Source organism: Escherichia sp. MOD1-EC6475 (assembly GCF_003046645.1).
GTDB classification, from domain to species: domain Bacteria; phylum Pseudomonadota; class Gammaproteobacteria; order Enterobacterales; family Enterobacteriaceae; genus Escherichia; species Escherichia ruysiae.
In genome coordinates this window covers 1-15,562 of the sequence record NZ_PZKQ01000029.1, presented here as the reverse complement: position 1 = coordinate 15,562, position 15,562 = coordinate 1, and the positions used below count along the sequence as shown (strand labels likewise).

Genomic DNA, 15,562 nt, shown 5'->3' with positions numbered 1-15,562 from the left:
AGTTGGAGTCATTACCGTTGTCCCATACTTGCAAGATCGCGCATCAGCTCCGGTATACGTCCCGGTGAAGCGCCCTGCAATGTCATCAGCATTCTCATCACCATTCCGCATGATTCTGAGAAACTCAGTTGATTCGGCCAGTAACCTTTCAGATGTTCCGCCATTTTAATCATCTGATATCTCACCAGATTATAAGCCAGTAAGACACCCCACAGCTCTTGCTCCACAAGCTCCGGTTTTTTACTTCTCAGCGTCAGCCTGCTCAGTTGCATCGTCTGTTTTATCTCCCTGTATCCCAGTTCGATTTCCCAGCGATGACTGTACAGATCCGCCATTCCTCCTCCGGGGAAGCGCATGGCGTCCGTCATCGACGTCAGCAGATGGCAGACTTTTCCTTTGCGCGTCACGGTCAGCAGGCGGGCTGTCACTTCATTTCCCAGTCCCGGCCACTTTTTTCGTGCCTGCGGGCTGGTTTTCAGCTTCACCAGATGATCGCCTTTACCCAGTTTTCTGATCTCTTCATATTGCGCTCCCTTTCTGAGAGGTATCATCCAGTGGCGGTGTTCTCCCGCCAGGCTCCAGGCATTTAACAGTCCCAGTGAGTAATAACCTTTATCCATTAACGTCAGAGTGTTATCGCCGGTTTGTTCTATAAGTTGCTCAGCAAGCTCATTTTCGCTGTTCTTCATCGTGCCGAAGGCTGCAGCCGTCAGCAGATGGCTGGTCAGTTCCATCTGGCAGACCATTTTGACCTGCGGGTAGAGCGCCGGGTTCCCGGCATGTGTCTGGCGGGGGAAGGCTGCATCGTTCTCTAGTGTATCCGGTGTGCGCCAGAACACACCATCGATGGCCAGCAGGGTCAGGCCGCACCAGTGCGGATGCGGCGTGGCGTTATGCCAGAGCTGCGCTGTTTTCGTGAACACGCGGCGGACAGCCTCACTTCCCAGGCGCTGGCGGGCCTGAATAACGGCACTGGGGGCAACGAAGGGGCGATTGCCCGGCAGCATGATGTCCAGGCGATTCACAATCTGGTGAAGAGGTTCTTTACGCTCAAGCGCCATGCCAACAATACACCAGACCATCATTTCGAGGGGAAGACGGCGCTTGCGTAGCGTTACAGTACCTGATTCGGCAAGGCAACGAGAGATGAGTTCGGGGTCGAGGTAATCCCCCAGAGAAGTCAGTGGGTTACGCAGAGAATCGTAACGGGATACCAGATCAAGAGCCTGTCCAATGTGCATAAAAAAATCCGGAAACAAGTGAGCGTTTCCGGATTCTTACACAGCCACTGGATCGGTCAACTGATCCTTAACTGATCGGCATTACCTGATGATTGCCTCTTTTCCATAGGCTCTTTCTCTGAAGTGAAGGAAGGCCCGGAAGAAAGCACTCGCTGGCATACGTGACTCCAACTCAACCAGAGATAATCACCATTGTTATTTTTCTATTTAATAATAATCTCCTGAAAAATAGATATAGCAAAAATACAATCCGGCCAGATTTAATTCCGCATTCATTACCAGAAATAATCAACACCACAACTATCATATCATTCAATAGTCACCGCTAAAATTTTATTATTTTCTTCTTTACATAGAAATTGTCAACCTGTTTATTATACCGTTCTTAAATAGTTAATCATAAAACAACATCACCATTATTTACGTGTTTTATTTATTAATAACATGGTCATACGTTCTTTTTTTACGAGGAAATAATCAATTGATAAATTGTTTTTGGTCTTAATAGTCAAGTAGGAAACATTTTAATAAATGATAAAAATCCTAAATTCCTTGTTCATAATGTAGGGGTGTGTTAAATAGGTGGGCAAAATTTGGTTCCCCTTCTCGCCTGTAATATTGCAGCATCTTCGCACCTCCATGAGACATTGCGACTTAATAAGAAGGTGATAAGTCCTGCATATAAGCATGGACTGACCATGGTTTTATATTCATTAAAAATTTTGTTACAACCCATTGATTTAGCATAAATAAATTATAGTGGGTTCGGGTTTGCTGTGACTGTGGCATTATTTCCGTGCAAAGGAGCTGATATGTCTGAAAGACATTTACCTGATGACCAGAGCAGTACTATCGATCCATATCTAATTACCTCTGTTCGCCAGACTCTGGCAGAACAAGGCGCAGCATTACAAAACTTGTCTAAACAACTGGATTCCGGGCAGTACCAGCGTGTCCTTAATTTGATAATGAACTGTAAAGGTCACGTTATTCTTTCGGGAATGGGTAAATCAGGGCATGTCGGTCGTAAAATGTCAGCGACGCTGGCCTCTACGGGTACGCCTAGTTTCTTTATTCATCCTGCAGAAGCTTTCCATGGCGATCTGGGCATGATTACGCCTTACGATCTTCTGATCCTTATTTCTGCCAGCGGTGAAACGGATGAAATCCTCAAGCTAGTTCCTTCACTGAAAAATTTCGGCAACCGAATTATCGCCATTACCAATAATGGAAATTCCACGCTGGCGAAAAATGCTGATGCCGTGCTGGAACTCCACATGGCGAATGAAACCTGCCCGAATAATCTTGCACCAACAACGTCTACCACGCTGACGATGGCGATCGGCGATGCGCTGGCGATTGCCATGATCCACCAACGCAAATTTATGCCGAATGATTTTGCGCGCTATCACCCGGGCGGTTCATTAGGTCGTCGCCTGCTGACCCGCGTTGCTGATGTCATGCAGCATGATGTTCCTGCGGTACAGCTGGATGCGTCATTTAAAACCGTGATTCAACGTATCACCAGCGGATGCCAGGGAATGGTGATGGTAGAAGACGCAGAAGGTGGGCTAGCGGGCATTATCACCGACGGTGACCTGCGTCGCTTTATGGAAAAAGAGGATTCTCTGACATCCGCCACGGCTGCGCAGATGATGACACGTGAACCGCTGACGCTACCGGAAGACACCATGATCATTGAAGCGGAAGAAAAAATGCAAAAGCACCGCGTCTCAACGTTATTGGTGACCAACAAGGCAAATAAAGTCACTGGCCTTGTGCGCATTTTCGACTAATTAAGCAACGGGGTGCGAGAGGTTAGTCTCTCATTGAGTTTGCGCCCCACTGAAACTTTGATAATCGTTACATGTTGATAAAAGTGAAGTCTGCCGTATCCTGGATGCGTGCTCGTCTGTCTGCCATCTCACTGGCAGATATCCAAAAACACCTGGCGAAAATCATCATTCTGGCACCGATGGCGGTGCTGCTGATCTATCTGGCTATCTTCAGCCAGCCTCGCTATATGAGCGAGTCGAAAGTCGCCATTAAACGCTCGGATGATTTAAACAGCGGCAGCCTGAATTTTGGTCTGCTTCTGGGTGCCTCTAACCCCAGTTCCGCAGAAGATGCGTTGTATCTGAAAGAGTACATCAACTCGCCGGATATGCTGGCGGCGCTGGATAAGCAACTAAATTTTCGTGAAGCGTTTAGCCACAGCGGGCTCGATTTTCTTAATCATCTTAGCAAGGATGAAACCGCAGAAGGCTTCCTGAAGTACTACAAGGACCGTATCAACGTCTCGTATGACGATAAAACCGGATTACTGAATATTCAGACGCAGGGCTTTAGCCCGGAATTTGCGCTTAAGTTTAACCAAACCGTGCTGAAAGAGTCAGAGCGCTTTATCAATGAGATGTCACATCGCATCGCGCGTGACCAGCTTGCCTTTGCAGAAACGGAGATGGAAAAGGCACGCCAGCGTCTGGACGCCAGCAAAGCGGAATTGCTCTCTTATCAAGACAACAACAACGTTCTGGATCCACAGGCACAGGCACAGGCGGCGAGCACGTTAGTGAATACGCTGATGGGCCAGAAGATCCAGATGGAAGCGGACCTGCGGAACTTGCTGACGTATCTGCGTGAGGACGCCCCGCAAGTTGTGAGTGCGCGTAATGCGATTCAGTCATTGCAGGCACAAATTGACGAAGAAAAAAGCAAAATCACAGCGCCGCAGGGTGACAAGCTAAACCGTATGGCGGTGGATTTTGAAGAAATCAAATCAAAAGTAGAGTTCAACACCGAGCTGTACAAACTGACCCTGACCTCCATTGAAAAGACCCGTGTAGAAGCGGCTCGTAAGCTCAAGGTGCTGTCAGTGATCAGTTCGCCACAGTTGCCGCAGGAATCGTCTTTTCCAAATATCCCTTATTTGATCGCCTGCTGGTTACTGGTGTGCTGCCTGCTGTTCGGCACCCTGAAACTGTTGCTGGCTGTTATTGAAGATCACCGAGATTAACGCTGTCGCTGAATGAGTTTGTGATGAAATTATTGAAATCAATTTTACTGATTGCCGCCTGTCAGGCTGCGCAGGCCAGCGCGGCCATTGATATTAACGCTGACCCAAACCTGACAGGAGCAGCGCCGCTTACCGGTATTCTGAGCGGACAAAAATCGGATACGCAAAACATGAGCGGCTTTGACAATACCCCGCCGCCCGCACCGCCGGTGGTCATGAGCCGCATGTTTGGTGCTCAACTTTTCAACGGCACCAGCGCGGATAGCGGTGCGACGGTAGGATTCAACCCTGACTATATTCTGAATCCGGGCGATAGCATTCAGGTTCGCTTGTGGGGTGCGTTCACCTTTGATGGTGCGTTACAGATTGATCCCAAAGGTAATATTTTCCTGCCGAACGTTGGTCCGGTGAAAGTTGCTGGCGTCAGTAATAGTCAGTTAAATGCCCTGGTCACATCCAAAGTGAAAGAAGTGTACCAGTCCAACGTCAACGTCTACGCCTCCTTATTACAGGCGCAGCCAGTAAAAGTGTACGTGACCGGATTTGTGCGTAATCCTGGTCTGTATGGCGGTGTGACGTCTGATTCGTTACTCAATTATCTGATCAAGGCTGGCGGCGTTGATCCAGAGCGCGGAAGTTACGTTGATATTGTGGTCAAGCGCGGTAACCGCGTGCGCTCCAACGTCAACCTGTACGACTTCCTGCTGAACGGCAAACTGGGGCTTTCGCAGTTCGCCGATGGTGACACCATCATCGTCGGGCCGCGTCAGCATACTTTCAGCGTTCAGGGCGATGTCTTTAACAGCTACGACTTTGAGTTCCGCGAAAGCAGCATTCCCGTAACGGAAGCGTTGAGCTGGGCGCGCCCTAAGCCTGGCGCGACTCACATTACGATTATGCGTAAACAGGGGCTGCAAAAACGCAGCGAATACTATCCGATCAGTTCTGCACCAGGCCGTATGTTGCAAAATGGCGATACCTTAATCGTGAGCACTGACCGCTATGCCGGCACCATTCAGGTGCGGGTTGAAGGCGCGCACTCCGGTGAACATGCCATGGTACTGCCTTATGGTTCCACTATGCGTGCGGTTCTGGAAAAAGTCCGCCCGAACAGCATGTCGCAGATGAACGCGGTTCAGCTTTATCGCCCATCAGTAGCTCAGCGTCAGAAAGAGATGCTGAATCTCTCGCTGCAAAAACTGGAGGAAGCCTCACTTTCTGCCCAGTCATCCACCAAAGAAGAAGCCAGCCTGCGAATGCAGGAAGCACAACTGATCAGCCGCTTTGTGGCGAAAGCACGCACCGTGGTTCCGAAAGGTGAAGTGATCCTCAACGAATCCAATATTGATTCTGTTCTGCTTGAAGATGGCGACGTCATCAATATTCCGGAGAAAACATCGCTGGTTATGGTTCATGGCGAAGTGCTGTTCCCGAACGCGGTGAGCTGGCAGAAGGGTATGACCACCGAGGATTACATCGAGAAATGCGGTGGCCTGACGCAGAAATCGGGTAACGCCAGAATTATCGTCATTCGTCAGAACGGTGCAGCCGTCAACGCAGAAGATGTGGATTCACTCAAACCGGGCGATGAGATTATGGTTCTGCCGAAATATGAATCGAAAAACATTGAAGTTACCCGTGGTATTTCCACCATCCTCTATCAGCTGGCGGTGGGTGCAAAAGTGATTCTGTCTTTGTAAGGAGTTGAAATGAGCAAAGCTGTTATTGTCATCCCGGCTCGTTATGGCTCATCGCGCCTGCCGGGTAAGCCACTGCTCGATATTGTTGGTAAACCGATGATCCAGCATGTTTACGAGCGTGCGTTACAGGTGGCGGGCGTTGCGGAAGTTTGGGTGGCAACAGACGATCCGCGTGTTGAACAGGCCGTGCAGGCATTTGGCGGGAAAGCCATCATGACGCGCAACGATCATGAATCCGGCACCGATCGGCTGGTCGAGGTGATGCATAAAGTCGAGGCAGATATCTACATTAACCTGCAGGGCGACGAACCAATGATTCGCCCGCGGGATGTAGAAACGCTGTTACAAGGAATGCGTGATGACCCCGCGTTGCCAGTGGCAACGCTATGCCACGCGATTTCTGCCGAAGAAGCGACCGAGCCAAGCACGGTAAAAGTGGTGGTAAATACCCGCCAGGATGCGCTTTATTTCAGCCGTTCGCCTATTCCGTATCCGCGTAATGCTGAAAAAGCGCGCTACCTGAAACACGTTGGTATTTACGCTTATCGTCGCGATGTGCTGCAAAACTACAGCCAGTTACCGGAGTCCATGCAGGAGCAGGCAGAATCACTGGAGCAGCTGCGGTTGATGAGCGCGGGGATCAACATCCGCACATTTGAGGTTGCCGCAACCGGTCCGGGCGTCGACACCCCAGCATGTCTGGAAAAAGTGCGCGTCCTGATGGCACAGGAACTGGCTGAAAACGCATGATTGGCATTTTCTCGTCCGGTATCTGGCGTATTCCGCATCTGGAGAAATTTCTGGCGCAACCGTGCCAGAAACTTTCTCTGCTGCGCCCTGTTCCGCAAGAAGTTGATGCTATCGCCGTGTGGGGACATCGTCCCAGCGCGGCGAAACCAGTCGCCATCGCCAAAGCAGCGGGAAAACCCGTCATTCGTCTGGAAGATGGATTTGTGCGTTCGCTGGATCTTGGCGTCAATGGCGAGCCGCCGCTTTCTCTGGTGGTGGATGATTGTGGCATTTACTACGATGCCAGCAAGCCTTCAGCACTGGAGAAACTGGTACAGGATAAAGCCGGAAATACAGCTCTGATAAGCCTGGCCAGAGAAGCGATGCACACCATCGTGACCGGGGATTTGTCGAAATATAACCTGGCACCTGCGTTTGTGGCTGATGAGTCAGAACGTTCAGACATCGTTCTGGTTGTCGATCAGACATTTAATGATATGTCAGTGACGTATGGCAATGCTGGCCCGCATGAGTTTGCTGCCATGCTGGAAGCTGCGATGGCGGAAAATCCTCAAGCCGAAATTTGGGTGAAGGTGCATCCGGATGTCCTGGAAGGAAAGAAAACAGGTTATTTCGCTGATCTGCGTGCCACGCAACGAGTACGTTTGATTGCCGAGAATGTCAGCCCGCAGTCGCTATTGCGACACGTTTCCCGGGTTTACGTCGTGACATCCCAATACGGCTTTGAAGCCTTGCTGGCAGGAAAACCAGTAACATGTTTCGGCCAGCCCTGGTATGCAGGTTGGGGCTTAACCGACGATCGTCATCCGCAGTCCGCTTTGTTATCTGCCCGACGCGGTTCTGCCACGCTGGAGGAACTTTTTGCCGCTGCATACCTGCGTTACTGTCGCTATATCGATCCGCAAACGGGAGAAGTAAGCGATATATTTACTGTGCTGCAATGGCTGCAATTACAACGTCGACATCTGCAACAGCGTAATGGTTATTTATGGGCGCCAGGCTTAACGCTGTGGAAGTCGGCAATCCTGAAACCTTTCTTGAGTACCGCAACAAACAGACTGAGTTATTCACGCCGTTGTACTGCGGCGACGGCTTGCGTGGTATGGGGTGTAAAGGGAGAACAGCAATGGCGAGCCGAAGCGCAACGAAAATCACTGCCGTTATGGCGAATGGAAGATGGTTTTCTGCGTTCATCCGGACTTGGCTCTGACCTGCTGCCACCGCTATCGCTGGTGCTGGATAAACGCGGGATCTACTATGACGCCACGCGCCCCAGCGACCTGGAAGTGCTGCTTAATCATAGCCAGCTAACGCTGGCGCAGCAGATGCGAGCTGAGAAGTTGCGGCAACGGGTGGTTGAAAGCAAACTGAGCAAATACAACCTGGGAGCCGATTTCTCTCTGCCTGTCGAAGCCCAAGATAAAAAAATCATCCTGGTGCCGGGTCAGGTAGAAGACGATGCCTCAATTAAAACAGGCACTGTGTCGATTAAGAGCAACCTTGAGTTATTACGCACAGTACGCGAGCGCAATCCGCACGCTTACATTATTTATAAACCGCACCCGGATGTACTGGTGGGGAATCGCAAGGGCAATATTCCGACAGAACTAATTGCTGAACTCGCTGATTATCAGGCACTGGACGCAGATATTATTCAATGCATTCAGCGCGCAGATGAAGTGCACACCATGACATCATTGTCCGGGTTTGAAGCGTTATTACATGGCAAGCAAGTTCATTGTTACGGCCTGCCCTTCTATGCCGGTTGGGGTTTAACCGTTGATGAACATCACTGCCCGCGCCGCGAACAAAAATTAACGTTAGCAGATTTGATCTATCAGGCGTTGATTGTTTATCCAACCTATATCCACCCAACACGGCTACAACCTATTACGGTTGAAGAGGCGGCGGAATATTTGATCCAGACGCCGCGCAAGCCGATGTTTATTACCCGAAAAAAAGCGGGACGAGTCATACGCTATTACCGCAAATTAATTATGTTCTGCAAGGTCAGATTTGGCTAAACAATTTTATAGTTGACTATTACGCAAATTATTTATGCAAGGTAATGCACTAACCGTTTTATTATCCGGTAAAAAATATCTGCTATTGCAGGGGCCGATGGGACCTTTTTTCAATGACGTCGCCGAATGGTTAGAGTCATTAGGACGTAACGCTGTGAATGTTGTATTCAACGGTGGGGATCGTTTTTACTGCCGCCATCGACAATACCTGGCTTACTACCAAACGCCGAAAGAGTTTCCCGGATGGTTACGGGATCTCCATCGGCAATATGACTTTGATACCATCCTCTGCTTTGGTGACTGCCGCCCATTGCACAAAGAAGCAAAACGCTGGGCAAAGTCGAAAGGGATCCGCTTTCTGGCATTTGAGGAAGGATATTTACGCCCGCAATTTATTACCGTTGAAGAAGGCGGAGTAAACGCATATTCATCGCTACCGCGCGATCCGGATTTTTATCGTAAGTTACCAGATATGCCTACGCCGCACGTTGAGAACTTAAAACCTTCAACGATGAAACGTATAGGTCATGCGATGTGGTATTACCTGATGGGCTGGCATTACCGCCATGAGTTCCCTCGCTACCGCCACCATAAATCGTTTTCCCCCTGGTATGAAGCACGTTGCTGGGTTCGTGCATACTGGCGCAAGCAACTTTACAAGGTAACACAGCGTAAGGTATTACCGAGGTTAATGAACGAGTTGGACCAGCGTTATTATCTTGCCGTTTTGCAGGTATATAACGATAGCCAGATTCGTAACCACAGCAATTATAACGATGTGCGTGACTATATTAATGAAGTCATGTACTCATTTTCGCGTAAAGCGCCGAAAGAAAGTTATTTGGTGATCAAACATCATCCGATGGATCGCGGTCACAGACTCTATCGACCATTAATTAAGCGGCTAAGTAAGGAATATGGCTTAGGTGAGCGAGTCATTTATGTGCACGATCTCCCGATGCCGGAATTATTACGCCACGCAAAAGCGGTGGTGACGATTAACAGTACGGCGGGGATCTCTGCACTGATTCATAACAAACCACTCAAAGTGATGGGCAATGCCCTGTACGACATCAAAGGCTTGACGTATCAAGGGCATTTGCACCAGTTCTGGCAGGCCGATTTTAAACCGGATATGAAACTGTTTAAGAAGTTTCGTGGGTATTTATTGGTGAAGACGCAGGTTAATGGGGTTTATTATGGGGAGATGATTTTTAACAAGATAAAAAAAGATAAAAAAGATTGTATTATGCTATCAAAAAAAACATCACAATGAATGGCATTAACATAACCATTCATAAACTCCCATTCATTAAATAAATGATTAACATACTATAATTAGAAAACACAAGAAATTATTAAAATAAATATTATAGATTATACATTTAGTGATAAGTTATATACTGGTAAAGTTAACATGAGCACTTTGTAATGCAGTTTTGATGGCATTAGTATCTACTAATATTGAGTCTGGCGCAGAAAATGGTCGATTTTTATTAGTGAAATCAGAATTTCCTATGTAAAGACTTTCTTTATTTCTTAACGCCTGAATGTGCCATCGCGACCAGGAATCCCAATATTTTTGGCGATCTGGTGAAATTCCCTGAGATGTATATCCTGTTGTAGGTGAATTCATTAACGAGTCGGTACGATGGCTTCCTAGTGTCAAAGGCAATTTAATACGATGTATAGAGGAAGCACCAAAAATTAGCTTAAGTCGAGCAATGAATTCACTATCAGCACCCGTTTTAACACAGTCCCAAACGCCCGCTTTTTGCAATACATCCGCTCTTCTAAACAGCAGAGAAGAAGGATTCAGTCTTTTTAGTGGATAGACCGCACGCGCATAGAAAATCCCATTATCTTGCAACCTTACCCAATCAGAGATCGAACAAATTAGTTTATGGTTTAACAATAAAGGTGATATCTGTCTAAATAATTTTTCAGGATGGGACCAGTCATCTGAGTCATGGCATGTCACAAACTCTCCCTTTGCTTGTATTAAACCTATTCGTTTTGCAGCATATGTTCCAACATTTTGTGGCAGGCTAATAATTTTTATTCGAGTATCTTTGAGTGCTAATCTCTGAAGACGAAATAGCGTATCATCGGTGCTGGCATCATCCACAATAATTAGCTCAAATGAACGATATGTTTGATTAAGCAATGATATTACTGCATTTTCTACCCGCCTGCCGGTATTGTATGTTGTCATTAAAATAGAAACCAGGGGGCCCGTTTGGACAGGATAAGGAACCAATGTAATAATATTACAAGGTGACAACGGAGATGAGTTATCTGCAAGTGCGACTGGAGATAAACCAAAGTACTTATAGTATTCGTTAAGTCTATTTAAAGAGATTTCTGCCGTTTCTCTGAAAGCATTATTTTGCAAGAGTAATATATCAGGGGAGTATACAATATCACTGACATCAATCTGAGCGAGTGTTGATATAGCTTTTTGAGTTAACCCGATTCTTAATTGAAGAGCTGTATACAAGTCTAAGGGACAATTATCGGCATTATCTAATAATGATAATGAAAACTCAGGAGAGTATGATGCTAAGGTTTTTGCTAACTCAACTTTTTGATGTGTTTCTGTGTACTCGTCTTTAAACTCCATGAGTAATTCCGGAGTTAAGCTTATGTCACCACAGGCAATTTTAGCTATTTTAATTGCTAATTTACACCGCCAATCTGGCGGTGTATCAGTAAGATTATGTAATGACCAATACATATTAAGCCTGTACATTGCCAATATACGTTTTGACTGCCAAAATCGGCAGTCATCTTGTATTGCAGCTAAAGCATGTACATATCGACCTTTCTTTAATAGCCATAAAAATTTTAAATTATTGAACATAATTAAGAGTCGACACCAAATAAATCTCGCGTATAAACTTTTTCACTTACATCTTCTAATTCTGACGTGCGGCGATTGGCTACTATAACATCAACACGTTCTTTAAAAGAATTAATATCACGCTCAACATAAGAACCAAAGAAATGAGGCTCTTTTAGTGCAGGTTCATATACAACTATCTCAATTCCTTTGGCTTTGAGTCGTTTCATTACACCTTGAATACTACTTGCTCTAAAGTTATCACTACCTGCTTTCATTATGAGGCGATAGATTCCTACAACTTTTGGTTTACGACTTAATATATCCTCCGCAACAAAGTCTTTTCGGGTAGTATTGGCATCGACAATAGCCTGGATTAAGTTCTGCGGAACATCACGATAATTTGCGAGTAATTGCTTGGTATCCTTAGGTAAGCAATAACCTCCATAACCAAAAGAAGGATTATTATAGTGTTGACCAATTCTAGGATCTAAACCAACACCCTCTATAATTTGCTTTGTATCTAAACCATGAACGGAGGCATAAGTATCCAATTCATTGAAATAAGCAATCCGCATTGCAAGGTAAGTATTTGCAAAAAGTTTAATGGCTTCAGCTTCAGTGCTATCCGTTAACAATATTGGAATATCTTTTTTTATAGCACCTTCACAGAGAAGCTCAGCGAACTTTCTTGCTCGTTCGCTACGCTCTCCGACAACTATACGAGATGGATATAGGTTGTCATAAAGAGCTTTACCTTCACGTAAAAATTCCGGGGAAAAGATAATATTATTCGTGTTTAGATCGCGTTTGAGTCGTTCAGTAAAGCCGACGGGAACTGTAGATTTGATTATGATAGTTGCTTGAGAATTTACTTCTATAACATCATGGATAACTTCCTCTACTGAGCTTGTATTAAAATAATTCGAGACTGGATCATAATCAGTAGGAGTTGCCACTATTACATATTCAGCATCTTTATATGCAGAATGCTTATCCTGAGTTGCATATAATTTTAACTTTTTATTAACCAGATAATATTGTATATCCTCATCAAAAATTGGTGACATTTTATCATTAATGAAGTTTACTTTTTGTTTGTTAATATCAATTAAAGTAACATCATGATTTTGTGAAAGTAGGATAGCATTGGATAAACCGACATAGCCGGCTCCGGAAATGGTAATTTTCATATTGGATACTTTACAAATTATATAAAAATTGCATTAACGAGAAGTTATATATAAGTAAGTTAAGAGTGTAATTATTCTCTTTATACTTTTCTAATAGATTAATAACAAAATATTATTGATTATGAAGTTTTATCACTCACATCGCGGATTATATGTTATCTTTTTGCTTCATATCACGTTCATAAACAGGTATATATGCACGATCCCACCCAACACCCCTTTTTACTACTTTTGCAGGAATACCCGCAATAATAGTATTCTCATCAACAAACTTTTTCGACAATAATGATCCCGTTCCTATTATTGTATTATTTGGAATATTACTCCCTTTCAAAAAGGTACAGCCAGCACCAACCCATACGTGATCCCCGATAACGATCGGCTTGGATTTATTTAGAATCTCGCCAGTCGCTATATCATAGATTGTATGGCCATCGCTAGGTCGAAATAAAATATTAGAACTTAATAGGCAGTTTTTTCCAATGTGAATGCTAATATTATTTTCATTAACCATTGAAAATCTGGAACTTTCAATAGAACACCCTTCATCAATAAAAACAGATTTGTTCTTTGATGCACATGCCATTTCTATTTTGGTATTTCTAATTCCTCTAGGATGTGTTTTTTTGATATGTACACACCCCATGCTTCCCAAGAGGATTTTTGTATTATAAAATACAGCACCTTCCTCTATTATTACAATTCCTCCTTGACTGCCCTTGAATTCAACATCTAACCCATCAATTTTTGGATTTAAAATTTCCCCGCCATTATTCTTTATTAGTTTAATAATAAACTCACCATGCTGAATATTCATAATATCTTTACCTTATCGTTACGAGATTACTTTCTTCCTAACTCTTGCTCAAATTTATTAAAGGCAGATCTAATGACTTGATGCATATCGTAGTAACGGTACTCAGCTAGTCGTCCACCAAAAATAACTTTTTTATCAGTCATTGTTATTTCATTATATCTTCTGAAAATGCTTTTATTATAATTATCACCAACAGGGTAATACGGTATTTTTTCTCTAGCCCACGTATCAGGTATTTCTTTTGTTATAATTGTTACATCCTCCTCCGCACTCACCTCATCAAAATATTTATGTTCAATAATTCTTGTCCATGGGATATCTGCTGATGTGTAGTTAATAACTGCATTACCTTGGTAATTTTTCATTGGCAATAGTTCATTTTCAAATTTCAATGCCCTATACTCTAACTCCCCAAATCTGTAGTCATAAAACTCATCAATTTTGCCAGTAAAAACAATTTTTTTCGCTAGCCCATCAAAATATTCTTTATTAGCAAAATAATCAGTGTTTACTCTAACCTCTATTCCCTTCAACATATTTTCAAACATTAAGGTATATCCTCCAATGGGTATACCCTGAAATTTATCAAAGAAATAATTATTATCCCAAGTCATTCTCACTGGTAGGCGGGTAATAATTGATGCGGGTAATTCTTTAGGGTCTTTCTGCCACTGTTTTTTGGTGTAATCGCGAATTAATGTATTGTATATATCAGTACCAACTAGCGAAAGAGCCTGCTCTTCCAAATTCAATGGTTTACGTTCTAACTTAAGCTTTTGTGATTCAATCTTTGCAATCGCCTCCTCAGGCGTCAGAACTCCCCACATAGCATTAAATGTGTACATGCTAAATGGAAGGGAATAAGCTTTACCATTATTTATAGCAATAGGTCGATTTATAAAGCTATTAAATTTTGCAAAGCGATTCACAAAATCCCATATATCATCATCATTGCAATGAAAGATATGGGGACCATATATATGTTGGTGAATGCCATGTTTTTTTTCCGTATAGCAATTCCCTGCTATATGTTCTCGTTTTTCAATAATAAGACATTTTTTCCCTGCGTCCGTTGCCAAGCGAGCAAACGTACATCCAAATAATCCGGCCCCAACAATAAGATAATCGTACATTTCATCTCCAGTTGATGGTTATTAAAATATATTCATTTTGAATATTTAATTTGGTAAAGAATTTATAAACTCTTCTTTATATTCATTAAATTGCTCATGCATATCTGAAGGAATTCGCTCTTTTGCCCAATCAATAAGCTCCACACTGAATTTAATCCATTGCTGTTTTATTTCTGAGAACGCCGGATAGTGCATAATTCGTTCTTGGGTATAACGAAGTGCTTCAAATACCATAAGTCTTCGACTGTCAGATATATTTGTGATTTGGCTTCTTGTTGCAAACTTACGATGTATACAAACATCATCGTTGATGTAAGATATTTTCTGTGCAGCAACTATGCTATGCCAATGATATGGGATATCATTATGCACAACAGTAGGACCAAAGAAAATATTTTCATCATGTAGTAAATCTGTTTTTATAATACGATTCCATGGATAGTTAATCAGAGCAGAAGCATAATTCCTTATTTTATGTTTTTCTTTTTCAAATGACTGCCATAATCTGTCATCTGCATTAAACATACCTCTTGTTTTTTTCTCATCATAATATTCAATTTTATACTTCATAAGTAATAAATCGGCATCTTCTAAAATTGCTTTCTTGACCGCATGCTCTAATGATTTAGCATTAATAACATCATCCGCATCAAGAAAATAAGTATACTTCCCTGTACATAGCGGAATTACTGAGTTTCTTGCCCGCCCAGCGCCTTTATTGGCTTGATGATAATAAACTACATTAGTATATTTTCCCGCATAATCCTGGCAAATTGTTTGTGTGTTATCATTTGAACCATCATCAATAATTATAATATTGAATTTTATATCTGATATTTTTAGAAC

The 15,562-nt window shown here is 43.9% G+C and carries 11 protein-coding genes and 1 pseudogene; 6 read left to right on the top strand and 6 right to left on the bottom strand.

The features are described 5' to 3' along the window. Window positions 1–17: 17 nt before the first annotated feature. Window positions 18–1,259, bottom strand: a pseudogene (locus A7589_RS10565) (IS4-like element IS4 family transposase); the annotation flags it as partial. Window positions 1,260–2,053: 794 nt separating this feature from the next. On the opposite strand from A7589_RS10565, the gene A7589_RS10560 reads away from it, so the two are divergent. The 6 genes from A7589_RS10560 to A7589_RS10535 all read left to right on the top strand — a co-directional run bounded on the left by A7589_RS10560 (window position 2,054) and on the right by A7589_RS10535 (window position 10,007). After that, window positions 2,054–3,037: a KpsF/GutQ family sugar-phosphate isomerase gene (locus A7589_RS10560; RefSeq protein ID WP_001298261.1), complete on the top strand. Its 984-nt coding sequence runs from the start codon at window positions 2,054–2,056 to the stop codon at window positions 3,035–3,037. Between the two features lie 71 nt (window positions 3,038–3,108). Further along, window positions 3,109–4,257, top strand: a complete 1,149-nt coding sequence (locus A7589_RS10555; protein ID WP_000905920.1) for a capsule polysaccharide export inner-membrane protein KpsE — start codon at window positions 3,109–3,111, stop codon at window positions 4,255–4,257. A gap of 23 nt (window positions 4,258–4,280) precedes the next feature. Then, window positions 4,281–5,957, top strand: a complete 1,677-nt coding sequence (locus tag A7589_RS10550) for a polysaccharide biosynthesis/export family protein (protein ID WP_001301060.1) — start codon at window positions 4,281–4,283, stop codon at window positions 5,955–5,957. Between the two features lie 9 nt (window positions 5,958–5,966). Continuing rightward, entirely contained in the window at window positions 5,967–6,707 is a 741-nt protein-coding gene (kdsB, locus tag A7589_RS10545) for a 3-deoxy-manno-octulosonate cytidylyltransferase (RefSeq protein WP_108188832.1), read from the top strand. Further along, window positions 6,704–8,731: a capsule polysaccharide biogenesis protein gene (locus A7589_RS10540; protein WP_016242962.1), complete on the top strand. Its 2,028-nt coding sequence runs from the start codon at window positions 6,704–6,706 to the stop codon at window positions 8,729–8,731. The genes kdsB and A7589_RS10540 overlap by 4 nt, the downstream gene beginning before the upstream one ends. A 34-nt stretch (window positions 8,732–8,765) precedes the next feature. After that, entirely contained in the window at window positions 8,766–10,007 is a 1,242-nt protein-coding gene (locus A7589_RS10535) for a capsule polysaccharide biogenesis protein (RefSeq protein WP_016242961.1), read from the top strand. Window positions 10,008–10,127: 120 nt separating this feature from the next. On the opposite strand, the gene A7589_RS10530 is transcribed toward A7589_RS10535, so the two are convergent. From A7589_RS10530 to A7589_RS10510, 5 genes are all read right to left on the bottom strand, one after another. Further along, window positions 10,128–11,468, bottom strand: a complete 1,341-nt coding sequence (locus A7589_RS10530) for a glycosyltransferase family 2 protein (protein ID WP_001361241.1) — start codon at window positions 11,466–11,468, stop codon at window positions 10,128–10,130. 128 nt (window positions 11,469–11,596) lie between these two features. After that, window positions 11,597–12,766 (bottom strand): nucleotide sugar dehydrogenase, encoded by a 1,170-nt coding sequence (locus tag A7589_RS10525; protein ID WP_000704785.1) that lies wholly within the window; start codon window positions 12,764–12,766, stop codon window positions 11,597–11,599. A 148-nt stretch (window positions 12,767–12,914) separates the two neighbouring features. Next, window positions 12,915–13,583 (bottom strand): acyltransferase, encoded by a 669-nt coding sequence (locus tag A7589_RS10520; RefSeq protein ID WP_001025464.1) that lies wholly within the window; start codon window positions 13,581–13,583, stop codon window positions 12,915–12,917. Window positions 13,584–13,609: 26 nt separating this feature from the next. Further along, window positions 13,610–14,716, bottom strand: a complete 1,107-nt coding sequence (glf, locus tag A7589_RS10515) for a UDP-galactopyranose mutase (RefSeq protein ID WP_000272502.1) — start codon at window positions 14,714–14,716, stop codon at window positions 13,610–13,612. Window positions 14,717–14,761: 45 nt separating this feature from the next. After that, a partial coding sequence (locus tag A7589_RS10510) for a glycosyltransferase (protein WP_133174887.1) occupies window positions 14,762–15,562 on the bottom strand: 801 nt, incomplete at its 5' end.

Coding starts and splice junctions, on each gene's coding strand:
- A7589_RS10560 (WP_001298261.1), top strand. CDS start 2,054: ATGTCTGAAAGACATTTACCTGATGACCAGAGCAGTACTATCGATCCA.
- A7589_RS10555 (WP_000905920.1), top strand. CDS start 3,109: ATGTTGATAAAAGTGAAGTCTGCCGTATCCTGGATGCGTGCTCGTCTG.
- A7589_RS10550 (WP_001301060.1), top strand. CDS start 4,281: ATGAAATTATTGAAATCAATTTTACTGATTGCCGCCTGTCAGGCTGCG.
- kdsB (WP_108188832.1), top strand. CDS start 5,967: ATGAGCAAAGCTGTTATTGTCATCCCGGCTCGTTATGGCTCATCGCGC.
- A7589_RS10540 (WP_016242962.1), top strand. CDS start 6,704: ATGATTGGCATTTTCTCGTCCGGTATCTGGCGTATTCCGCATCTGGAG.
- A7589_RS10535 (WP_016242961.1), top strand. CDS start 8,766: ATGCAAGGTAATGCACTAACCGTTTTATTATCCGGTAAAAAATATCTG.
- A7589_RS10530 (WP_001361241.1), bottom strand. CDS start 11,468: ATGTATTGGTCATTACATAATCTTACTGATACACCGCCAGATTGGCGG.
- A7589_RS10525 (WP_000704785.1), bottom strand. CDS start 12,766: ATGAAAATTACCATTTCCGGAGCCGGCTATGTCGGTTTATCCAATGCT.
- A7589_RS10520 (WP_001025464.1), bottom strand. CDS start 13,583: ATGAATATTCAGCATGGTGAGTTTATTATTAAACTAATAAAGAATAAT.
- glf (WP_000272502.1), bottom strand. CDS start 14,716: ATGTACGATTATCTTATTGTTGGGGCCGGATTATTTGGATGTACGTTT.